The sequence below is a fragment of the Stenotrophomonas sp. X genome (genome assembly GCF_055721025.1).
In genome coordinates this window covers 1,095,774-1,118,025 of the sequence record NZ_CM146756.1, presented here as the reverse complement: position 1 = coordinate 1,118,025, position 22,252 = coordinate 1,095,774, and the positions used below count along the sequence as shown (strand labels likewise).

At 67.3% G+C, this 22,252-nt stretch carries 20 protein-coding genes; 11 read left to right on the top strand and 9 right to left on the bottom strand.

All coding sequences use genetic code 11. From position 1 onward, the window contains the following. The first annotated feature begins 86 nt into the window (after positions 1-86). Positions 87-2,840, top strand: a complete 2,754-nt coding sequence (locus ACZ75I_RS05150; protein WP_472958779.1) for a TonB-dependent receptor — start codon at positions 87-89, stop codon at positions 2,838-2,840. Between the two features lie 278 nt (positions 2,841-3,118). Here ACZ75I_RS05150 and ACZ75I_RS05145 read toward each other — a convergent pair whose 3' ends face one another. Beyond that, the gene (locus ACZ75I_RS05145; protein WP_472958778.1) at positions 3,119-4,732 is read right to left on the bottom strand and encodes an alpha-glucosidase family protein; all 1,614 of its coding nucleotides are present in this window, start codon (positions 4,730-4,732) and stop codon (positions 3,119-3,121) included. A gap of 214 nt (positions 4,733-4,946) precedes the next feature. Here ACZ75I_RS05145 and ACZ75I_RS05140 point away from each other — a divergent pair, with 214 nt between their 5' ends. Further along, positions 4,947-5,945: a polyprenyl synthetase family protein gene (locus tag ACZ75I_RS05140; protein WP_180869044.1), complete on the top strand. Its 999-nt coding sequence runs from the start codon at positions 4,947-4,949 to the stop codon at positions 5,943-5,945. 84 nt (positions 5,946-6,029) lie between these two features. Here the strand turns inward: ACZ75I_RS05140 and ACZ75I_RS05135 are convergent, their stop codons facing one another. Next, positions 6,030-6,815, bottom strand: a complete 786-nt coding sequence (locus tag ACZ75I_RS05135) for a dienelactone hydrolase family protein (RefSeq protein WP_111201195.1) — start codon at positions 6,813-6,815, stop codon at positions 6,030-6,032. Between the two features lie 133 nt (positions 6,816-6,948). Here ACZ75I_RS05135 and ACZ75I_RS05130 point away from each other — a divergent pair, with 133 nt between their 5' ends. Beyond that, the gene (locus tag ACZ75I_RS05130) at positions 6,949-7,542 is read left to right on the top strand and encodes an SMI1/KNR4 family protein (protein ID WP_180869046.1); all 594 of its coding nucleotides are present in this window, start codon (positions 6,949-6,951) and stop codon (positions 7,540-7,542) included. 87 nt (positions 7,543-7,629) lie between these two features. Here the strand turns inward: ACZ75I_RS05130 and ACZ75I_RS05125 are convergent, their stop codons facing one another. The 4 genes from ACZ75I_RS05125 to ACZ75I_RS05110 form a co-directional block, all read right to left on the bottom strand. Beyond that, entirely contained in the window at positions 7,630-8,163 is a 534-nt protein-coding gene (locus ACZ75I_RS05125) for a hypothetical protein (protein WP_180869048.1), read from the bottom strand. Between the two features lie 95 nt (positions 8,164-8,258). Further along, positions 8,259-9,668, bottom strand: a complete 1,410-nt coding sequence (gene murD / locus ACZ75I_RS05120; protein ID WP_472958777.1) for a UDP-N-acetylmuramoyl-L-alanine--D-glutamate ligase — start codon at positions 9,666-9,668, stop codon at positions 8,259-8,261. Next, on the bottom strand, positions 9,649-11,001 hold the full coding sequence (murL, locus tag ACZ75I_RS05115; protein ID WP_472958776.1) for a UDP-N-acetyl-alpha-D-muramoyl-L-alanyl-L-glutamate epimerase: 1,353 nt from the start codon (positions 10,999-11,001) through the stop codon (positions 9,649-9,651). The genes murD and murL overlap by 20 nt, the downstream gene beginning before the upstream one ends. A gap of 76 nt (positions 11,002-11,077) precedes the next feature. Continuing rightward, a complete protein-coding gene (locus ACZ75I_RS05110; protein ID WP_472958775.1) occupies positions 11,078-13,672 on the bottom strand; it encodes a bifunctional aspartate kinase/diaminopimelate decarboxylase in 2,595 nt (864 codons plus the stop codon). Between the two features lie 75 nt (positions 13,673-13,747). On the opposite strand from ACZ75I_RS05110, the gene ACZ75I_RS05105 reads away from it, so the two are divergent. Next, positions 13,748-14,623 carry a PhzF family phenazine biosynthesis protein gene (locus tag ACZ75I_RS05105; protein ID WP_061479210.1) on the top strand — a complete coding sequence of 292 codons (876 nt, stop codon included), beginning with the start codon at positions 13,748-13,750 and terminating at the stop codon, positions 14,621-14,623. A 113-nt stretch (positions 14,624-14,736) separates the two neighbouring features. Next, positions 14,737-15,615 (top strand): PhzF family phenazine biosynthesis protein, encoded by an 879-nt coding sequence (locus tag ACZ75I_RS05100; RefSeq protein ID WP_231352595.1) that lies wholly within the window; start codon positions 14,737-14,739, stop codon positions 15,613-15,615. 99 nt (positions 15,616-15,714) lie between these two features. On the opposite strand, the gene ACZ75I_RS05095 is transcribed toward ACZ75I_RS05100, so the two are convergent. After that, positions 15,715-16,146: an OsmC family protein gene (locus tag ACZ75I_RS05095; protein ID WP_180869058.1), complete on the bottom strand. Its 432-nt coding sequence runs from the start codon at positions 16,144-16,146 to the stop codon at positions 15,715-15,717. 371 nt (positions 16,147-16,517) lie between these two features. On the opposite strand from ACZ75I_RS05095, the gene ACZ75I_RS05090 reads away from it, so the two are divergent. The 4 genes from ACZ75I_RS05090 to ACZ75I_RS05075 all read left to right on the top strand — a co-directional run bounded on the left by ACZ75I_RS05090 (position 16,518) and on the right by ACZ75I_RS05075 (position 18,795). Next, entirely contained in the window at positions 16,518-16,916 is a 399-nt protein-coding gene (locus tag ACZ75I_RS05090) for an HU family DNA-binding protein (protein ID WP_005415606.1), read from the top strand. Between the two features lie 296 nt (positions 16,917-17,212). Next, entirely contained in the window at positions 17,213-17,521 is a 309-nt protein-coding gene (locus ACZ75I_RS05085) for a DUF3861 family protein (RefSeq protein ID WP_005415605.1), read from the top strand. Between the two features lie 56 nt (positions 17,522-17,577). Beyond that, positions 17,578-18,117 carry a hypothetical protein gene (locus tag ACZ75I_RS05080; RefSeq protein WP_346476618.1) on the top strand — a complete coding sequence of 180 codons (540 nt, stop codon included), beginning with the start codon at positions 17,578-17,580 and terminating at the stop codon, positions 18,115-18,117. Between the two features lie 81 nt (positions 18,118-18,198). Further along, entirely contained in the window at positions 18,199-18,795 is a 597-nt protein-coding gene (locus tag ACZ75I_RS05075; RefSeq protein WP_005415603.1) for a YceB family lipoprotein, read from the top strand. A gap of 72 nt (positions 18,796-18,867) precedes the next feature. On the opposite strand, the gene ACZ75I_RS05070 is transcribed toward ACZ75I_RS05075, so the two are convergent. Both ACZ75I_RS05070 and ACZ75I_RS05065 read right to left on the bottom strand, forming a co-directional pair. Then, complete coding sequence (locus ACZ75I_RS05070) at positions 18,868-19,410, bottom strand: type 1 glutamine amidotransferase domain-containing protein (protein ID WP_005415602.1); 543 nt, start codon at positions 19,408-19,410, stop codon at positions 18,868-18,870. Between the two features lie 162 nt (positions 19,411-19,572). Then, the gene (locus ACZ75I_RS05065) at positions 19,573-20,040 is read right to left on the bottom strand and encodes an SET domain-containing protein (RefSeq protein ID WP_012479369.1); all 468 of its coding nucleotides are present in this window, start codon (positions 20,038-20,040) and stop codon (positions 19,573-19,575) included. 211 nt (positions 20,041-20,251) lie between these two features. Here ACZ75I_RS05065 and ACZ75I_RS05060 point away from each other — a divergent pair, with 211 nt between their 5' ends. After that, complete coding sequence (locus ACZ75I_RS05060) at positions 20,252-20,707, top strand: SUF system Fe-S cluster assembly regulator (protein ID WP_049414161.1); 456 nt, start codon at positions 20,252-20,254, stop codon at positions 20,705-20,707. A 17-nt stretch (positions 20,708-20,724) separates the two neighbouring features. After that, entirely contained in the window at positions 20,725-22,200 is a 1,476-nt protein-coding gene (sufB, locus tag ACZ75I_RS05055) for a Fe-S cluster assembly protein SufB (RefSeq protein WP_049455562.1), read from the top strand. The last annotated feature ends 52 nt before the right edge of the window (positions 22,201-22,252 follow it).

Sequence of the window (22,252 nt, the reverse complement as noted above, 5' to 3'; positions counted from 1 at the left end):
GCGACGACAGCGGCCACCGCGTCGCACGTTCACGGCGCCGCCGGAACGCTCACAAATCGATCTGCAACATTGCCTGGGAGGGGAAAATGTTGAACCACAAGCGCAGCGCGCTGAGCATCGCGCTGGCCGTTGTCCTGGCGCCGACGCTGGCGTCGGCACAGTCCACGCAGAGCACCACCACACCGGCCGGCACCGCCGCCACCAACCTCGATACGGTGCAGGTCACCGGCATCCGCCGCGGCATCGAGAGCGCGATCGCGGTCAAGCAGGACGCCACCTCGGTGGTCGAAGCGATCTCCGCCGAAGACATCGGCAAGCTGCCCGACGTCAGCATCGCCGAATCGATCTCGCGCCTGCCCGGCCTGGCCGCCCAGCGCGTGGCGGGCCGCGCGCAGGTAATCAGCGTCCGCGGCCTGTCGCCGGACTTCGCCACCACCCTGCTCAATGGCCGCGAAGTGGTCAGCACCGGCGACAACCGTGGCGTCGAGTTCGACCAGTATCCGTCCGAGCTGGTCAACGGCGTGACCGTGTACAAGACCCCGGACGCGGCGCTGGTCGGCCAGGGCCTGTCGGGCACCATCGACATGCAGACCGCGCGCCCGCTCAGCTTCGGCGAGCGCGTGATCGCGGTCAGTGGCCGCTACCAGAAGAGCTCGCTGGGCCGCGCCGCCAACACCGATCCGTACGGCAACCGCTTCAGCGCCAGCTACATCGACCAGTTCCTGGACAAGACCCTGGGCATCGCCATCGGCTATGCGCACAGCGACATGCCGATCCAGGAGAACCAGGTCGGCCTGTACGAACCGTGGACCACCGAGCACACCGACAAGGGCGACCGTCCGGGCGTGGGTGCCGGCACCTACTTCTCCGATGGCATCAAGGCGCTGCGCCGCACCGGCAACAACAAGCGCGACGGCGTGATGGCCACGATCCAGTTCCGGCCGAACAACAGCTGGACCAGCACCTTCGATGCATTCCACACCGAAGCCGAGCAGATCGACACCGCCAACCAGTTCGAGCTCAACCTGAGCAACTACAACGGCAACTACACCCCGGGCCTGCTGGTCAGCAACCCGCAGGTCAACGCCAATGGTTCGTTCACTGGCGGCACCGCCAGCGGCGTGTACCCGCTGGTACGCGGCATGTACAACAAGCGCAAGGACAAGATCGACGCGTTCGGCTGGAACAACGAGTTCAATTTCAGTGGCGTCAAGCTGGTCGCCGACCTGAACTACTCCAAGGCCACGCGCGACGAGCTGAACCTGGAAAACAACCTGCAGCTGACGCCGATGCCGCAGCTGGATACGGTCGGCGTGTCGATCCGCCAGGACGGCTTCTCGCAGATCAGCCCGGGGCTGAACTACTCCAACCCCGACGCGTTGTTCCTGACCAACACCATCTACGGCTCCGGCTACGGCAAGGTGCCGCAGGTGGAAGACCGCCTGAAGGGTGGCAAGCTGGCCGCAACGATCGCCTTGCCCGAAGCGATCGCCTCGTGGGCGCCGGACATCGACATCGGCGTGAACTACGCCGACCGCCGCAAGGTGAAGACCCAGTCCGAAGGCAACATCCTGCTGGGTGCGCAGGGCGATGCCAACATCGCCTCGGACCTGCAGTATCGCCCGGTCAACCTCGGCTTCGCCGGCCTCGGCACCATCCCGGCCTGGAACGTGCCCGCCGCGGTGGGCCGCTACATGACCTTCAACCCGGTCGACAACCTGGACTACCTGATTCCCAAGTCGTGGACGGTGCAGGAGAAGATCACCACCGCCTGGGCGCGCCTGAACATCAACACCGACATCGGCGTGGTTGGCGTGCGCGGCAACATCGGCGTGCAGATGCAGCACACCGACCAGAGCTCGGATTCGCGCTATTTTGACCGCTCCCGCCCAGCGGGCGAGAGCGTTCTTCCTATCGCCAGCGGGAAAACTTATAACGATTGGTTGCCGAGCCTGAACCTGGCCTTCCTGTTCCCGCACCAGCAGACCCTTCGCTTCGCCGTCGCCAAGCAGGTCGCACGCCCGCGCGTGGATCAGATGCGCGCCGGTCTGGATTTTGGTGTTGCCCGAGAAACCGGCAAGCCCGGGGCCAGCGGCGGCAACCCCCTGCTGGATCCCTGGCGTGCGACCGCGGTCGACTTGTCTTACGAGAAGTACTTCGGCGAGAAGGCCTACGTAGCGGCGGCGATCTTCTACAAGGACCTGAAGAGTTACGTCTATACGCAGACAATTGATGGTTTTGATTTCAGCGATCAAGTGGCCAACTGGGTTTCTCAGCCAGGTGATGCACCGGTGCTGACCACCGGCACCTTCTCCGCCCCGCAGAACGGCAAGGGCGGCACGCTGAAGGGCCTGGAACTGACCGCATCGTTCCCGCTGGAGATGCTGACCGACAGCCTGCGTGGCTTCGGCGTGCAGGCCAGCGCGACCTTCAACAAGAGCGACATCACCATCCTGGACCCGGAGAGCGCCTCCAGCGTGGGCAGTGATCCGATCAGCCTGCCGGGCCTGTCCAAGCGCGTGTACAACTTCACCGCGTATTACGAGCGCAGCGGCTTCGAGGCACGGGTGAGCCAGCGCCGCCGTTCGGACTTCATCGGTGAGATCGGCAACTTCAACGGCAACCGCAGCCTGCGCTACGTGGTCGGCGAGAACGTGACCGATGCGCAGATCAGCTACACCTTCAGCGACAGCAGTGCCCTGCGTGGCCTGACCCTGCTTCTGCAGGGCAGCAACCTGACCAACGAGCCGTACCGCACCTACGCCGGCAGCAAGGACCGCCCGCTGGAGTACATCGAGTGGGGCCGCACCTACATGCTGGGCGTGAACTACAAGTTCTGATCACGGCCGGGTCGTGCCGGCCGCTGGCTGGCACCCCGAACCCGGTAGCGCCGGCCGCTGGCCGGCAACACAAAGGGAGCAGGACCGGAAACCCGCTGCGCAGGCAGCGGGTTTTCTTTTGCGCGGATGCCGGCACGTGATCAGCAAGGCCCATGCAGCGACGTTCCAAGCCGTAGATCCACGCCATGCGTGGATGCCGTTCACCGGAATTCCAACCACAAAAAAGGGACGGGGCGCTTCGGCCCCGTCCCCGCAAGTACCGCCACCGGAGAAAACGGTCAGCTGCGTCGGGCGCAATACACCGCGCGCGGCGGCAGCTGGAGTTCATTGCCCTGCACCGTGCCCGCATCCGGGCCCGGTACCGCCACCTGCTGCCAGTTGCCCGGCGGCAGCGGATGGGTCACTGCCTCGGCCGACAGGTTGAAGGCCAGCAGGAGGGTTTCATCTGCAAGCATACGCTCGAACAGCAGCACTGGCTCGGCGCTTTCAAGGAATCTGATGCTGCCATGCAGAAGCGCCGGCTGGGTACGCCGCCAGGCCAGGAACGCCCGGAACGCCGCCAGCACCGAATGCGGGTCGCGTTCCTGCACGGCCACCGCCGCCGCCCGGTGCTCGGCCGGAATCGGCAGCCAGGGCTGGCCGCTGGTGAAACCTGCTAACGGCGCATCGGTCCATGGCAGCGGGGTGCGGCAGCCATCACGGCCCTTGAAGTTCGGCCAGAAGGTGATGCCGTAGGGGTCCTGCAGTGCCTCGAACGGTACCTCGGCCTCGGCCAGGCCCAGCTCCTCGCCCTGGTACAGGCAGACCGAGCCGCGCAGCGAGCACAGCATCGCCACCAGCATCCGCGCCAGGCGCGGATCGGCCGGGTGGCCGCCCCAACGGCTGACCGCCCGCTCCACGTCGTGATTGGACACCGCCCAGCACGGCCAGCCTTCGGTCATCGCCGCTTCCAGCCGCGAGACCGTGTCGCGGATGTAGGCCGCGCTGTAGTCATCCACCAGCAGCTCGAAGCTGTAGCCCATGTGCAGGCGGCCTTCGCGGGTGTACTCGGCGGTGGTCGCCAGCGAGTCCTCCGAGGAGATCTCGCCCAGGCTGACCGCGCCCGGGTACTGATCCAGCAGCGCGCGCAGGCGCTCCAGGAACGGCAGGTTCTCCGGCTGGGTGTTGTTGTAGTAGTGGTACTGGTAGGCGTACGGGTTGTCCGGGCTGAAGCCGCGCCCCACCCGCTTCTCCGCCGGCTTGGGCGGGTTGTCACGCAGCTGCGCATCGTGGAAGCAGAAGTTGATCGCATCCAGGCGGAAGCCATCCACGCCGCGATCGAGCCAGAAGCGTACATTGTCCAGGGTGGCCTGCTGCACGTCCGGGTGGTGGAAGTTCAGGTCCGGCTGGTCGACCAGGAAGTTGTGCAGGTAGTACTGCTCGCGGCGCGGCTCCCACTGCCAGGCACAGCCGCCGAACAGCGACAGCCAGTTGTTGGGCGGGGTGCCGTCCTCGCGCGGGTCGGCCCAGACGTACCAGTCCGCCTTCGGATTGCTGCGGTCCTGGCGGCTCTCACGGAACCAGGCATGCTCGATCGAGGTATGGCTCAGCACCTGGTCGATCATCACCTTCAGGCCCAGGCCATGGGCCTTGGCCAGCAGGCGGTCGAAGTCGTCCAGGCTGCCGAACAGCGGGTCGACGTCGAGGTAGTCGGCGATGTCGTAGCCGAAGTCGGCCATGGGGGACTTGAAGAACGGCGAGATCCAGATCGCATCCACGCCCAGCGCGGCAATGTGGTCCAGGCGCTCGATGATGCCCGGCAGGTCGCCCACCCCATCGCCGTTGGCATCGAGGAAACTGCGCGGGTAGATCTGGTAGATGACGGCTCCGCGCCACCATGGATAGTGCGACATCGACAGCCCCCCTCCGGGCATGCGGGACCCGCCGGCAGCGGGCCGAAATCCTGATCCGGCAAGCTTAGCGGTGGCCTCGCGGGCATGGCGCAACCTGCATACGTATTCACGCGGAGGGCCGCGCAGGCCGGGTTGGAATTGCCGCCCGGGCCGGTTTGCGCCCGAATTCACGGCCAGCGCCTATAATCGATGGTGAGCCTGAAAGCCTGATCGCATGACCATCACCGAAGACACCCGTCCCGCCCTGGGCCTGCCCCAGATCCAGTCGCTTGCCGCGGCCGACATGGCCGCCGTCGACGCCCTGATCCGGCGCCGGCTGTCCTCGGACGTCGTGCTGATCAACCAGATCGCCGACCACATCATTTCCGCCGGCGGCAAGCGCCTGCGCCCGATGCTGGTGATGCTGGCCGGCCACGCGGTCGGCCAGGCCGGCCCGGAGCACCACCAGCTGGCGGCGATCATCGAGTTCATCCACACCTCTACCCTGCTGCACGACGACGTGGTGGACGAGTCCAGCCTGCGGCGTGGCCGCAGCACCGCCAACGCGCTGTGGGGCAACGCGCCCAGCGTGCTGGTGGGCGACTTCCTGTACTCGCGCAGCTTCCAGCTGATGGTCGAGCTGGAGCGCATGCCGGTGATGCAGATCCTGGCCGATGCCACCAACCGCATCGCCGAGGGTGAAGTGCTGCAGCTGCTGCACGTGCACAACCCGGATACCGACGAAGCCGCCTACCTGCGCGTGATCGAGCGCAAGACTGCGGTGCTGTTCGCCGCCGGTACCCGCCTGGGCGCGCTGGCCAGCGGCATGGATGAAGCGACCCAGCAGGCCCTGTTCGACTACGGCATGCACCTGGGCTACGCATTCCAGATCGCCGACGACGTGCTGGACTACTCGGCCAACGCCGAGGAGCTGGGCAAGAACCTGGGCGACGACCTCGCCGAGGGCAAGGCCACGCTGCCGCTGATCCACGCGATGGCCCACTCTGATGACGCTACCCGCGAGCGCCTGCGCACCATCGTGCAGGACGGCGACGCCTCGGCGATGCCGGAAGTGCTGGCCGCGATCCGCGCCACCGGCGGCCTGGAGTACAGCCGCCGCCGTGCCGAAGAGTACGCCGAAGCCGCCGAGCGTGCGCTCGACGGCCTGGGCGACAATGACGCCGTGGCGGCCCTGCGTGGTCTGGCGCGTTACGCGGTGCAGCGCTCGCATTGATGGGTTGAGGTGTGCCGACCAACGGTCGGCACCCACCAAACCGGCATTCCGGTGGGTGCCGACCGTTGGTCGGCACGCCGTTTATTACCGGAAGCGTTCCTCGAAGAACTCATCCAGCGCCTTCCACGCGCGCTTGGCCGCCCGCTCGTTGTACTGGCAGCCCGGTGGGCTGTTGGCGTCGCGCTCGGCGAAGCAGTGCACGGCACCGCTGTAGTTGGTGAACTCCCAATCGACCTTGGCCGCGTCCATTTCCTTCTGGAAAGCGGCGATGTCCTCGGCGGTCACGCTCCTGTCATCGGCCCCATTGAGCACCAGCACGGACGGATGGGTGCCACCGGCCTGCGCCGGCAGCGGCGAACCCAACCCACCGTGCAGGCTGACCACAGCGGCCAGCGGCGCACCGGCGCGGGCCAGCTCCAGCACCGTGGTGCCACCGAAACAGAAACCGACCGCACCGATCCGGCTGGCATCCAGCGGTACCTTGCCGGCCTGCGCCTTGAGCACGTTCACCGCTTCCAGTGCACGCGCACGCAGCAGCGGCCGGTCGTTGCGCAGCTTGCTGGCCACCGGCCCCGCCTCCGCATCGCTCTTCGGCCGCACGTCCTTGCCGTAGACATCGGCCACCAGCACCACGTAGTCGTCGCCGGCCAGCTGCTTGGCCTTCTCGATGGCCGATTCGTTCACGCCCTTCCAGTTCGGCACCATCACCAGGCCGGGGCGCTTGTCGTGCTCGCCGTCGTCATAGACCAGCACACCACTGAAGGTCGTGCCCTGGTGCTTCCACTCCACCGGCTGCGTCTTCATCGCCGCCCACGCCGGCATCGCCGCCAGCCCCAGCATCATCGCCACACCGCATCGCCAACGATTCATGCGCCTGCTCCGCAAGAAAAAGGGGACGGAGGGGATTAAGCCGTTTTCGCCCCTCCCGCGTCGCATTCTGCATTGGCGGCGTGACGCAGGTGTGGTTGGATACGACTTAATCCCCTCCGTCCCCTTTTTTCGCATGAATCTTGTTGATCGCTTTCTGTCTGGCCTGATCCCGCGTTTGCCTGCCGAGGATGCCCCGCAGTGGGCACATGTCCAGGGCGCCAGCGCCGAGGACCTGCAGCGCCTGCGTGTGCAGTGGCCGCAGGTGCCGGACAGCCTGGTGGAACTCCTATCGCGCGTGGATGGCACCCACTACCGGGAGTACCCCGGCGGCAAGGTCTGCGTACTGATGCTGGGCTCGGACGTGGAGGACGGTGGCTACCCGTACTACCTGCGATCGGTCGCGCAGATCTTCGAGGACCAGCAGCAGTGGGACGACAGCATCCGTTCCATCTACGAAGAGTGGCTGGATGAGGAGCCGGAGATCCTGGGTGAAGGCATCGACGGTGATCTGCCGATGAGCAGGCGCCTGTGCTTCTCGCACTGCATGAACAACGGCGGCACCTCGATGCTGTACCTGGATTTCGATCCGGCACCGGGTGGCACCGTCGGCCAGGTGGTGCGCTACCTGCACGATCCGGACAGCTACGCAGTCATCGCGCCGAGCTTCGATGCGTACCTGCAGCAGCTCATTGACGGCGGTTACGCGTTCATCGACGAAGACGAATGAAGGCCGCCGAGCGTGGGCTCGGCGCTACAGTAGAGCCACGCCATGCGTGGATGAATTTCCCCGCAGGTTGCCGGCCAGCGGCCGGCACTACCCGCGTTCGATCCAGTGCAACGTGCCCGGCTCGAATGCCAGCAGATCCGACGCCGCCAGATGCGCGCGCGGCCAGTGGCGTTCCGGCGGCTTCGGCTGCCGGGCACCGACCGAACCGTCGTAGTCGCGTACCAGCAGTCCGACGCGCGCCGCGCTTGCGGCCAGCAGGGCATCGATGCGCTGCAGCCACTGGCCGGCGTCGCCCACTGCTTCATCGCGACGTACCTGCTGATCCTGTTCATGGCGCGCTCGCTGCTCGGCCAGCGCGCGGGCGATCTTGGCTTCGCTCCAGCCCTTCTTCCGCCAGCGTTCGGCATCGCCCTTCCACTCCCGCTCGGCCCGCGACGAGGCCAGCGCAGTACCGCAATCGCAGTGCGCGGCGCTCAGCCACGGCTGCCAGCCAGGCCCGACCGCTGACTGCAGGCTGGGCGAATCCTGCGCAAACAGGCGCCGACCGCTGCGCTGCATGATCGCGGCGGCTTCAATGTGCGATAAGGATGCGGGCAGGAACAGGGTAATGAAGGTGCACACGCGGCTATCCGGGTCCGTCCGGGGATGCGCCCATGGTAACTCGCCGGGGTCAGAGCCCTTTCCTGAGGAAAGGGATCCGACCCCGATCCGGCGGATCAGGCGATGCCCAACCCCGGAATCGCGCTGATGCTGTCCGGATCGAACCCGGCCAGTTCGGCGAAATGGCGGCCACGCGCCACGTAGTCGCGGTAAGCACCAAAGCTCGGCGCACCCGGCGACAGCAGCACCACCCCGCCCTGCGCGCCCAGCGCCGTGCGCGCCAACGCCATCGCCTCGGCAAGATCGCCCGCAGCGTGCAGGCCGAAGCGGCCGGCATCGGCCAGCGGCTGCAGCATGGCGTGGATACGCGGGCCGTTGCTGCCCATGGTCACGATCTCCACCGGCGGCACATCGTGCGCCATGTGCTGCATGAAGTCGGTCCAGTCCAGGCCACGGTCGTGCCCGCCCACCAGCAGCGCGATGCGCTGCCCGGCGAAGCACTCCAGCGCAGCCAGGCTGGCATGCGGCGTGGTGCTGATCGAATCGTTGACGTAGGTCAGGCCATCGGCCACGCCAATCCGCTGCAGGCGGTTCGGCAGCGGGCGGAAATCCTGCACTGCCGGCGCCAGCGCCACCGCGTCCAGGCCCAGTGCCTCCAGCGCGGCCAGCACCGCGCACAGGTTGCCGCGGTTGTGGCGGCCCGGCAGCGGCGTGTTGCGGGTATCGAACACCGCCTGTTCGCCGCGATGCACGATGTCGCTCCGCATATGCCAGCCCTGCGGCTGGTTGAACCAGACCACCTCACTATCGGGCAGCGACAGTGCCGCCAGGTGCGGATCGGCGGCATTGAGCACGGCAATGCGCGGTGCGGCTTCCGTCACCAGCCTCAGCTTGTCCTCGATGTAACGCTGTTCGCTGCCGTGCCAGTCCAGGTGTTCCGGGAACAGGTTCAGCACCACTGCCACCTGCGGGTGGGTGCCACTGCGCGCCACTTCACCGGTCTGGTAGCTGGACAGCTCGACGGCCCAGTACTCGGGCGCCGGCTGCGGGTCCAGCACCTCCAGCAGCGGCAGGCCGATGTTGCCAATCAGTCCGGTGCGGTGGCCGGCCGCACGCAACAGGTGCGCGACCAGCGCGGTGGTGGTGCTCTTGCCCTTGGTGCCGGTCACGCACACGATGTCGTGCACGATGCCATCGTCGGCCGCGTGTTCGGCGAACCACAGCGCGGTGCCGCCGATGAAGGTGGTGCCCTGCGCTGCCGCCGCCAGCGCGATCGGCTGATAGGGACTGATCCCGGGCGATTTGATCACCACGTCGAACGCGGCCAGCGCTTCAGCAGAAGGGTCGCCACGCACGTCCAGCGCGCCCTGTGTTTCCACGCGTGCGGCCCCGACTTCGGCCGCCGGGCAGAACAGGCTCAGTGGCAGCGTGGGCAGGCGCTCACGCAGCACCGCAAACGCGGCGCGGCCCTCGCGGCCCCAGCCCCACAGCGCGACGCGCTTTCCTTCAAGCTTCGAAATCTTCACGCACCCGTTCCCACAGCGCAGCCGGAACGCGGTGCTCGCCCTGCAGTTGCAGCAGCGGCGCCAGTTCCAGTTCGGCGGCATCCAGCTGCGGCTGGATCTCGTTGCAGAAGCGCTTCACCAGCACGTCTTCCTTCCACTCCGGGCGCTGCGCCAGCGTCGCCATCGCCGCACGCGATTCGCGGCCTTCACCCACGCACTCGAACGGCTTGTGGTCCTGGAATTCCAGCAGCGCATCGAAGCCACCGGCCTGCTCGGCATCGTCCAGCAGGTTGCGGCCGAAGATGCGCACCAGGCGCGTCTTGGGCATGAACGGGGCCAGCGCCAGGAACACGAAATGGCACTTCGGGCAGACGCCACACCAGCGGTTCACCGGGCGCTCGCCGAGGATGTGGAAATTGCGGTTGCAGCTGGAGAAGTGCGCGTCGTATAAATCAGTCTTGGCGAACTGGCGGGCCACCGCAAGCTCGGACATCGGTCGCAGCAGCGAGTAGTACTGCAGATCCGCCGCCACGTACTTACGCACATGGCTGCCGAACGCCTGCTCGCAGGCCCAGCCCTTGGACCACTGGTGGTTCACTTCGCCGGTGCCCGGAATCTGGCTGCCGTAGCTGGCCGAACGCTCGTTGGAGAACACGACCTGGTCCACGCCGTGCAGCAGGGCGGCCAGCACCATGATTGCCGAGTTCACCACCGTCACCGGGATATGGCCGTTCCAGGCACCCTGGCGGTTCAACTCGAACAGTTCCGGTGCGAGCGTGCGGCCCAGGTTCAATGTCGGCAGGCCGGTGCGCTCGGCGCAGGCGCGGATCAGCTGCGAGCCACCGATCCAGGTCACCGTCTCGTCCACGCCGGCACGGCGCAGCGCTTCGATGCTGACCAGCGAATCCTTGCCGCCGCCGATGGCCACCAGCGCGTGCGGCCGCAGGCCCAGCGCCGGCGCCTGCACGGCCTCGCCCTGCACTGGCAACCGGAAGCGGCCGCGCAGGTTCAGGCCGTTGCGGTAGGCGAATTCGCCCAGGCCATTGAGGTAAATGGTCTCCACCAGTGCGGCGGTATCGGCATCGATGCTGTAACTGTCGATGCTGACCGTATCCGGTACGCCGGCCTTGTAGTAGCTGACGCCGGCGATCAGGTGCAGCAGCTGCAGCGCACGCTGCACGGCGGCGGCGCGCGCCTCGTCCAGCACGAACGGGGCGCCGGGCACGGTGATGGTTTCCACCATCTCCGGGCCGTCGTCGAAGGCGTAGACCAGCCGGGCCACGCCGGTATCCGCTGCGAAGTCGCAGCGGACGAAGCGGAAGCGGGAAACCTGGTGTTTGTCGAAAGCAGTCATGGTGTATCCGGTCAGGCACGGGCCCGCGCGAGGGCGCGGGGCGTGTCGGTGGGCGGGTGCAGGGCGCGGGCGGTGGTCATTCGATCACGTCTTCGCGCGGCAGCATTCGCTGGTTGTAGGTGTTGGCCATCACATAGCCGTAGGCACCGGCATCGGCGATCAGGATCACGTCGTCCGGCGCGGTCGACACCGGCAGCTTGCGGCGCTTGCCAAACACATCGCTGGATTCGCAGATCGGGCCGACCACATCGAACGTCGCTTCGGCATAACCGCCCTGGCGGCTGAGGTTCTCGATGTCATGCCAGGCGTCGTACAGCGCCGGGCGCATCAGTGCGTTCATGCCGGCGTCCAGGCCGACACGGCGCACGCCGTCCTTCTCCACCACCTGGGTGGCATGGGTCAGCAGCACGCCCGATTCGGCCACCAGGTAGCGACCCGGCTCGATCGCCAGGCGGAATGCCGGGTGCAGTGCCTTGACCTCGGCCAGGCCCTCGGCCCAGGCGTCCAGGTCGAAGGGTTCGTCTTCATCGCTGTACGGAATCGGCAGGCCGCCACCGATATCGATGGTCTGCACGCTGCCGATGCGGCGGGCGAAACCGGCCAGCTCATCGCACATCAGGCGCCAGTGCTGCGCGGTTTCCACGCCGCTGCCCAGGTGCGCATGCAGGCCCACCACGCGGCTGCCCAGTTCGGTGGCCGCGCGCACGAACTCGTCGACGCGGGCGATCGGCAGGCCGAACTTGGACTCCTTGCCACCGGTACGGACCTTGGCGTGGTGGCCCTCACCCCGGCCCAGATCGACGCGCAGCCACAGCTCGCGGTTACGGAACAGGTCCGGCCAGCGCTGCAGCGCTTCCACGTTGTCGACGGTCACGGTCACACCCAGCGCAAACGCCGCCTCGTACTCGCTGCGCGGGCAGAAGCTGGGGGTGAACAGCACGCGCTTGGGCGACAGTTCCGGCAGGTGCTGGAACACATGCTTCAGCTCGCCGTGCGACACGCACTCAAGGCCGAAGCCTTCGGCTTCCAGCAGCTGCAGGATGGCCGGGTGGCTGTTGGCCTTGATCGCGTAGTAGCGCTGGTCGATCGGCTTGATCGCGGCCAGTGCACGGGCGCGGGCGCGCACCGTCGGCAGGTGATAGACGTAGCGCGGCGTACCGGCATCGGCCAGCTGCAGCAGGTGCGCACGCTGGCCGCGCCACCACGGCGTGCCGCGCGGACGCACGGTGCCGGCAATCTCGCGCCAGCGCGGGCCGAACACTTCGGTCTCCTCCACCGGCATCGCGCCGCTGTCGATCAGCTCTGCGTGCAGGATCGGCAGCAGGCCATCGGCATCGGCCTCGTCGATGACGAAGGTCAGGTTCAGGTCGTTGGACGACTGCGAGATCATGTGCACGCGCTCGCGGCCGAAGGTGGCCCACACGTCCGACAGCTTGTGCAGCAGCGATCGCATGCCGCGGCCCACCAGGGTGATCGCCGCGCACGGCACGATCACCTTCACCTTGCAGATCTGCGACAGGTCGGCCGACAGCGCGGCCAGCACATCGGTGTTGACCAGGTTCTCGGACGGGTCCAGCGACACGGTGACGTTGGTCTCGGCCGAACCGATCAGGTCCACCGACAGGCCGTGCTTCTTGAACAGGTTGAACACATCGGCCAGGAAGCCGACCTGCTGCCACATGCCGATGCCTTCCATCGACACCAGCACGATGCCATTGCGGCGGCTGATCGCCTTCACCCCCGGCACCGGTGCGGCGCTGCCATCGATGCTGGTGCCCGGCAGTTCCGGGCGCTCGGTATCGAGGATGGCCATCGGCACGCCGGCATCGCGGCACGGCTTGATCGAGCGCGGGTGCAGCACCTTGGCGCCGGTGGTGGCGATTTCCTGCGCTTCGTAATAGTCCAGGCGGGTCAGCAGGCGTGCGTCCGGCACGTCCTTCGGATTGGCGCTGAACATGCCCGGCACATCGGTCCAGATCTCCACCCGGCTGGCGCCGAGCAGCGCACCGAAGTACGCCGCCGAGGTATCCGAGCCACCACGGCCGAGGATGGCGGTACCGCCATCGGCATGCCGCGAAATGAAGCCCTGGGTGATCAGCAGGCGGGTCGGCTGCGCGCGGAAGCGCTGCATCCACTCCGCGTCGGCGCGCCACTGGCAGTTCACCGACAGCCGCTGCGACCAGTCGCTCTGGTTCGGCTGCGGCGGCATCGCGTCCAGCCACTGGCGGGCATCCATCCAGCCCATGTCCAGGCCCGAGGCGCGCAGATAGGCCGCGCCCAGGGTGGAGGACAGCAGCTCGCCCTGGCCCAGCACTTCGGCCTGCCAATCCAGCGGACGGGTGGCCGCCCGCGCATCGTCGAGCAGGCCCTGCAGCGCCGCCAGCCGTTCGGCCAGCACCTCGCGGCCCAGGCCGAGTTCGGCCAGGAAGCCCTCATGGCGCTCGACAAGCGCTGCCACGCGATCACCGCTGTCCGGCGCGCCGTCGGCAATCGCGGTCAGTTCGTTGGTGACCCCGGACAGCGCCGATACCACCACCAGCACGCGCGATCCGGTCTCTTCCGCGCGTTTTTTCGCCAGCTTCCCGATCGTGTCCCAGCGGTGACGACGCGACACCGAAGTGCCGCCGAACTTCAGTACGATCCAACGATCGACAAGGGGGGAAGCTGACATGGATTGGCTATGTAGAATGTGGGGAAGCCGCCCTCGGGGGCGGAACCTTTGATTCTAAGCGCAATATCCCCGTAGATGGCCGTCCTCCGTTACCTGCAGCTCGATGTCTTCGGCCCCCGCCCCGGAACCGGCAATCCACTGGGCGTCATCCTGGACGCCGACGCGCTCTCCAGCAGCCAGATGCAGGCCCTGGCCGCCTGGCTGAACCTGTCCGAGACGGTGTTCTTCCTGCGCCCCACCGCGCCCGGCGCCGATTACCACATCCGCATCTTCACCCCGACCCGTGAGCTGGCCTTCGCCGGCCACCCCAGCGTCGGCGCCGCCTGGGCGGCGGTGACCTGCGGCCTGGCCCAACCGCGCGCCGGCGCCCTGCTGCAGCAATGCGCGGCAGGGGTGCTCCCAGTACGGGTGAGCGGCCCGGCCGAGGCACTGGAGATCCAGCTGGCCAGCCCGCCGGCACGGCAACTGGACACGGAGGCAGGCGGAGCGCCCGCCGCGCTGTTGGCGCTCGCTGCCGACGGGCAGGTGCCCGAACTCTGGGACAACGGCGCACGCTGGTGGCTGCTGCCACTGCGCGATGCCGACGCCGTGCGCAGCCTGCTGCCGGACATGGCCGCGCTGGCCGACTGGAGCCTCGCCACCGACGCTACAGGCCTGGCCGTCTTCGCCGATGAAGCCGGCACCGGCCACACCCGCGTGGTGCGTGCCTTCTGCCCCGCTGATGCGCCCGCCGTGCCCGAGGATCCCGTGACCGGCAGTGCCAATGCACTGATAGGCGCCTGGCTGCGGCAGCACAATGCCCTGCCCGGCCGCGAGGGCCGCTACGTGGCCAGCCAGGGCCGCGAAGTCGGTCGCGATGGTCGCGTGCAGGTACAGGTCGATGCGCAGGGCACGGTATGGATCGGCGGCCAGGTGCAGCCGGTCATCGACGGCCAGATCCGTTGGCTGTAGAGCCGAGCCCACGCTCGGCTGCTTCTTCTCACACCCCGACACAGCCGAGCATGGGCTCGGCTCTACAACCGCGCGTTAAGCTGCGCGCCACCCGATCCTGGAGTTTCGCCCCGATGACCACCCGCCGTTTCCTGCAGCTGGATGTGTTTTCCCCGCGCGCCGGCGCTGGCAACCCGCTGGCCGTGGTACTCGATGCCGATGGCCTGGACGATGCCAGCATGCAGGCCATCGCGCGCTGGACGCGCCTGCCCGAGACCACCTTCGTGTTCCCGCCCCAGGCTGCCGGTGCCAGCTACCGGCTGCGCATGTTCAGCCCGCAGAAGGAAGTGCCGTTCGCCGGCCACCCCAGCGTCGGCACGGCGCATGCGGTGCTGCAGGCAGGCCTGGCCACACCGATCGACGGCGTGCTGGTGCAGGACGGCATTGCCGGTGTCCTGCCGCTGCGCGTCAGCGGTGAGGGCGCGCAGCAGCGCATCGCCATCCGCACCCCGCGCGCGCAGCTGGCCGAGACGACCGAGGTCACCGATCCTCGCCTGCAGGCCGCACTGAAGGGCTGGCCGCTGGGCACGCTGCCGCCGGCACGCATGCAGGGCGGACGCAGCTGGTGGGTGGTTCAGGTGGCCGATGAAGCGGCATTGCGCGCGCTGCGCCCGGACTGGGACGCGGTGGCTGCGCTGGCCGAGTCCACCGACAGCATGGGCGTGTTCGCCTATGCCTTCAGCGATGGCAGTGAGGGATTCGATCTGGCCGTGCGCGCTTTCGTCGGCAATGGTCGGCGCTTCGAGGACGCCGCCTCGGGGGCCGCCAATGCAGTGCTGGCCGCGTGGCTGGACCTGCGCGACGCGCTGCCACGTGGCCGTGCACCGTTCGAAGTCAGCCAGGGCCGCGAAGTCGGCCACGATGCACGCCTGACCCTGCGGGTCGACGAGGACGGCGAGGTCTGGTCGGGCGGCCAGGTGCAGACCGTCATCACCGGCACCCTTGATTGGTAAAGGGATACTGTAGAGCCGAGCCCACGCTCGGCTGCTCTTCGGCCAGATCACGGGAGCTGCAGAAGCCGAGCATGGGCTCGGCTCTACAGATGCGCCGGCTCAGCCCAGCTCGGCTTCCAGGCTGATCGGCACGGCGCTCAGTGCCTTGGACACCGGGCAGTTCTGCTTGGCGTCATCGGCAATCGCACGGAACTGCGTCGCGTCGATGCCCGGCACCACCGCCTTCACCTTCAGCCGGATCTGCGACAACTGCGGACCGCCTTCCAGCGACAGGTCGACCTTGGCTTCGGTGTCCAGCGAGGTCGGGGTGAAGCCGGCTTCGCCGAGCTTGGCTGACAGCGCCATGGTGAAACAACCCGCGTGCGCGGCGGCAACCAGCTCTTCCGGATTGGTGCCCTTTTCGTCGCCGAAGCGGCTGTTGAAACCGTAGCGGGTCTTGTCCAGCAGCCCACTCTGCGGCGTGCTCAACTGCCCCTTGCCCGTCTTCAGATCGCCTTCCCAGTGCGCGGTGGCGTGTCGCGAGATTCCCATTGTGCTGCTCCTGCGTGGCGGTGATGAACGGCTACCCTCGCACGCCACGCGTTAGCCCTGCGTCGCTCCGCCGCACGCCGGACGTCGCCCCGAGCCCGGCGCGTGGACACTTCCGCGCCAGCCCGGAACGCATTTTCCTCTTGTTTTCAGTGGTTTCGCCCACCCCACCGATCGGCGAGCGCCGGCGATCGAACACGCTGACGTGCCCCCATCCCCCACCGCCGGCCATGTACTGAATCGGCCTGGATATGAAAAAACATGCACTTTCCGCGCTTCGGGCTATTGGCGGCGCCCAAGAGTTGCCCTACATTGCGCTTGCCGACGGGGTTCGGCGCCGACCAAACAACCAACCGTTCACGGAACAGGAAACCATGGCAAAGACCGCTAAGAAGGCTGCCCCGAAGAAGGCAGCGAAGAAAGTCGCGACGAAGGCAGCCGCCAAGCCGGCCGCTCCGAAGCCGATCAAGGAAGTGCTGACCAAGTCCGGCCTGGTTGCACACATCGCTGAAGCCTCCGGCGTCATCGCCAAGGACGTCCGCGCTGTGCTGGCCTCGCTGGAAAGCGCCGTCGCCTCCTCGGTGCACAAGAAGGGCGCTGGCTCGTTCACCCTGCCGGGCCTGCTGAAGATCACCACCGTCAATGTGCCGGCCAAGCCGAAGCGCAAGGGCATCAACCCGTTCACCAAGGAAGAGCAGTGGTTCGCCGCCAAGCCGGCCACCACCAAGCTGAAGGTGCGTCCGCTGAAGAAGCTGAAGGACGCCGCGCTGTAAGCGCGCGCCCCAACGTGGATTCCGACGGGACGGCTCTGGCCGTCCCGTTTTTTTTTTTGCGTGCCCCGCGGTAGATCCACGCCATGCGTGGATGCGTCGCGCTGCGGCAATCCGCAACACAGCGTTGCCGCCTCCCCGGGAATGCCCGCACAGGCCCGTCACCACTGGCCGAGCGCGGCCTGGGGAGGTGCTGGAACGTACCGGGTGGAACACTGCGTGCAGCGCCGGCCGTCGCCTCAGGCCGTGGCCTTGCCTATGGTGGGCACATCCTCCACAGCTACGGCGAGCACACCCTCATGGCCAGCCCCTCCACCCGCTACCGGATCTCGGTGACCCCCATCGAAAAGGACGGGCTGCAGTGCACAGGGCGCTGCACCATCGAACTGGAGCATCGCGCCAGCCGCGACCTGATGCGCCTGCTGGAGGCGGCCCCGCGTACCGCCGGTATCAGCGGGGACGAGCGTGCGACCCTGGTGATCGCCACCCAGCTGCTGCGCGACATCGTGCAGCGCCATGCCGAGACCGGCGGCCACGCATTGGCGGCCATCGCCGGCCAGGTCCTGCCAGCGCTGGACGCTCTGGATCAGCTGCCCTCCTCCCGCTGATCCCGGCGCAATCGCTACACTGCCACCCTCCAGGTTGCCTCGGGGAGGAGGCAGACATGCGCAGGATAATGTTGCTGATCGCCCCCCTGGTGCTGCTGGGCTGTTCACGCCCGGCAGCACAGACGACCGGCGACATCGCGGCAGCGTCCGCTGCCGTCGCTGCTACCGCAGCCGTGGACACCCGCACCGGCCCCGATCCCGCAGCAATGCAGGCAAGTGAAATGCCGGTGCTGTCCGCTGTCGCCGACGATGCCGAGCCGCCATCGACGATGCTCAACCGCTACGTAGCGGCGTTGCTCAACCGCGACAGCGCCGCCAGCGATGCCGCCTGGACGATCCCGCCCAGCGACCCGCAGCATGCAGACGACGCCGCGCTGCGGCAGCTGCAGGACCTGCGCACCCTGCGCCTGCACAGCGATCCCCCGGTCGCCCGCGACGACCGGCAGCCACCGCGGCTGCTTGAAGTGCCGGTGCAGATCCGCGCGGTCACCGCCAACGGTACGTTCCGCTTCGGTGGCTGGTACCGCGTGCAACCCAGCAGCGATGGCAGCGCCTGGCAGATCCAGTCGGCGCAACTGCGTCCAATGCTGGACTGAACCGTTACAGCCGCATGCACGCGCGATTCAGCCTGCACGGCTACTCTTTGATCCATCCATTCCCTGCCATCGGTCACCGCCATGCGCCTGCGTTCCCTGATGACCCGCCTCGCTGCCTCCACCGTACTGATCGCCGCTGCGATCGGCGCGCAGGCGGCTCCCTCCATTTCCGGCCGCGAACTGTCGGTGGGTGCCAGCGACGTCCAGCAGTACCTCGATGGCAGCTTCCCGCGCACCCAGGACGCCCTTGGCGGCCTGATCTCCCTGACCATGAGCCATCCTCAGCTGAGCCTTCCGGCCGGCGAGCGCTTGAACCTGGGCATGGACGTGGCACTGGCCACCGCCGGCGGCAACCCGGCCAAACTGGGTACGGTGAAGCTCAGCAGCGGCCTGCGCTACGACGCGCAGACCCAAGGCTTCCACCTCCAGCAGCCCAGTGTGGACGACTTCACCCCGGCCAACCAGGGCGGCCGCCTCGACTCACGCACCCGTGGCCTGCTCAATGCCTGGCTGAGCGACTACGCCCAGCGGGAACCGATCTACAAGCTGGACCCGGCCGTGGCCGGGGTGCTCGGCGCGCTGCAGGTACAGGCGGCACAGGTCAAGAACGGCAAGCTGGTGGTCACCTTCAACCAGAACCTGGGCAACCTGGTGCCGGCAGGCCTGCTGGGCAAATAAGGTGGTGCCGGCCGCTGGCCGGCAGCGCAGACTGCACTGCCGGCCAGCGGCCGGCACTACCGGTATAGCGGATCACGCGGCAAGCGCTTTTACCACCGCCTCGCTGAAAGCAGGAATGTCGTCCGGCTTGCGGCTGGTGATCACGTTGCCGTCGACCACGACCTCGGCATCGCGCCAGTTCGCGCCGGCGTTGGCCAGATCCTGCTGAAGGGAGGGCCAGGAAGTCAGCTCGCGGCCATCGGCCAGGCCGCTGTTGATCAGCAGCCACGGGCCATGACAGATCGCGGCGACGGGCTTGCCGGCTTCATCCACTGAGCGGATGAAGCTGAGCACCGCGTCGTCGGTGCGCAGTGTGTCCGGATTGATGACGCCCCCTGGCAGCACCAAGGCATCAAAGCCCGCCGGGTCAGCCTCGTCCAGCGGAATGTCGACCGCGACGGCGTCGCCCCAGTTCTTCTCTTTCCAGCCCTTGATGGTCGCCTCCTTTGCGGGCGACACCACGCTGACCCGCGCACCTTCCGCTTCCAGCAGCCGTTTGGGCTCGGTCAATTCGGACTGTTCGAAGCCGTGGGTCGCGAGGATTGCGATCTGTTTGCCCTTCAATCGCTCTGCCATGGGTGCACTCCAGTTGGGGGAGTGCACAGCGTGGACGAACGGCCCTTGCACGGCGGTGACCCTGCCGTGCACGGCAGGTGGAGAGCCTCCCGCTAGTGCCGGCCGCTGGCCGGCTCCTGCATCGCGCCATGCCGGCCAGCGGCCGGCCCTACCCGGTACCGGTCAGCGCTTGGGCTGCAGCATGGTGCCGGTGCACTTGGGCGAGCCGCAGCGGCATTCCCAGATCTTCTTCAACTTGGCGGTGTGGCGCTCGGCCAGGGTGATGCCGTAGTTGTAGGTCAGCTCTTCGCCAGCCTTGATATCGCGCAGCGCCTCGATGAACACCTTGTCGCCACGGCTGTCGCCGTCCTCATCTTCCTCGATCACCGCCTCGCAGTTCGGGTCGCAGCTGTGGTTGATCCAGCGCGCGTCGTTGCCCTTGTAGTTGGCATCGATCACCCAGTCGTCATTGAGGGTGAACAGGAAGGTATGGCCGCTTTCGACGTCGCCGCTGTCATCGGCATCAACGTCGCCGTGGCTGCGCAGCAGGCCCTTGTACTGGATCACGCGCTCGCCCTGCTTGATCGGGGCGACGGCGAACACGCCGTTGCCATGGATGGCGGACTTGCGGGCTTGGATCTTCTTCGGCATCGGCACGGGCTGTTTGCAGCGAATGGAACAGGGATTCTCGCCCATTCCGGGTGATTGCGAAAATCACCCGGTTGGCGCAGCATGGCGCCCCCGGCAGCGCCCGCTGGCAGAGCCTCCCGGCCCGGCCCCAGCGCCGGCTGAATGCCCGGGTTGGATGGTGGCGAATAAAAGCGTACAATTTCAGTCCGCTTTAAGAACCACTCGCATCCCCATGTTGCGCGTCACCAAGCTCACCGATTACGCCACCGTCGTGCTGACCGTGCTCGCCGCCCGTCCGGGCGAGGTGCTCAGTGCCACCGAACTGGCCGAATTCACCGGCCTGGAGCCGCCCACTGTCAGCAAGGTACTCAAGCCGCTGGCCCAGGCCGGCCTGGTCGAAGGCCTGCGCGGCGTCCGTGGCGGCTACCGGCTGACCCGCCCGGCCATCGAGATCTCGCTGTTCGAAGTGGTCGAAGCGATGGAAGGCCCGCTGGCCCTGACCGAATGCAGCCACGACCACCACCAGTGCGGCATGGCACCCAAGTGCGGCGCGCGCAGCAGCTGGCGGTTGATCAACGACGTGGTCTCCGAGGCCCTGCGCGACGTCAGTCTTGCGCAGATCCTGCCCCCCCTTCCCCTTGCCGATGACGAACAGCGCCGCACCATCGCTGTCGACGTCGTCTCCTGATCCACAGGCAGCCCCCCATGGCCACCGAAACCATCGAAAACGTCGCCCACGACGACACCCCCAACCGCGAGATCCACGAGCAGCTCGGCCGCAAGTATTCGGCTGGCTTCATCACCGAGATCGAGTCGGACTCCCTGCCGCCGGGCCTGGACGAGGACACCATCCGTGCCCTGTCGGCCAAGAAGGACGAGCCGGAGTGGATGACGCAGTGGCGCCTGGACGCCTACCGCCACTTCCTGACCATGCCGATGCCGGACTGGGCCAAGCTGGAGATCGCCCCGATCGACCTGCAGGCGCTCAGCTACTACTCCGCGCCGAAGGGCCCGAAGTACGCCTCGCTGGACGACGTGCCGAAGGAACTGCTCGACACCTACGACAAGCTGGGCGTGCCGCTGCACGAGCGCGCCAAGCTGGCCGGCGTGGCGGTGGACGCGGTGTTCGACTCGGTCTCCGTCGGTACCACCTTCCGCAAGGAACTGGCTGAGAAGGGCATCATCTTCTGCTCGATGTCCGAGGCCATCAAGGAACACCCGGAGCTGGTGCGCCAGTACCTGGGCACCGTGGTGCCGGTGAGTGACAACTACTTCGCCGCGCTCAACTCGGCGGTGTTCTCCGATGGCAGCTTCGTGTTCATTCCCCGGGGCGTGCGCTGCCCGATGGAACTGAGCACCTACTTCCGCATCAACGCCGGCCACACCGGCCAGTTCGAGCGCACCCTGATCGTGTGCGAGGACAAGGCCTACGTCTCCTACCTGGAAGGCTGCACCGCGCCGATGCGCGATGAGAACCAGCTGCACGCTGCGGTGGTCGAACTGGTGGCACTGGAAGACGCGGAGATCAAGTACTCCACGGTGCAGAACTGGTACCCGGGCGACGAGAACGGCGTCGGTGGCATCTACAACTTCGTCACCAAGCGTGCCGAATGCCGCGGCGCGCGCAGCAAGGTCACCTGGACCCAGGTCGAGACCGGCTCGGCGATCACCTGGAAGTACCCCTCGTGCGTGCTGCTGGGCGACGATTCGGTCGGTGAGTTCCACTCGGTCGCGCTGACCCATCACCGCCAGCAGGCCGACACCGGCACCAAGATGATCCACGTCGGCAAGCGCACCAAGAGCAAGATCGTCAGCAAGGGCATCAGCGCCGGCCGCGGCCAGAACACCTACCGCGGCCTGGTGCGCGTGGACCGCAATGCCGACGGCGCGCGCAACTACACCCAGTGCGATTCGCTGCTGATCGGCAAGCAGTGCGGCGCCCACACCTTCCCCTACATCGAGGTGAAGAACCCGGGCGCCACCGTCGAGCACGAGGCCACCACCTCCAAGATTTCCGACGACCAGCTGTTCTACTGCCGCGCCCGTGGCATCAGCCAGGAAGACGCGGTGTCGATGATCGTCGACGGCTTCTGCAAGCAGGTGTTCCGCGAACTGCCGATGGAGTTCGCAGTGGAAGCCAAGAAGCTGCTGGAAGTCTCGCTGGAAGGTTCGGTGGGCTGACCGCCCGCCCCTGCCCCTCGCAAACGCATTCTCTTTACCGGCGGGCCCAGGC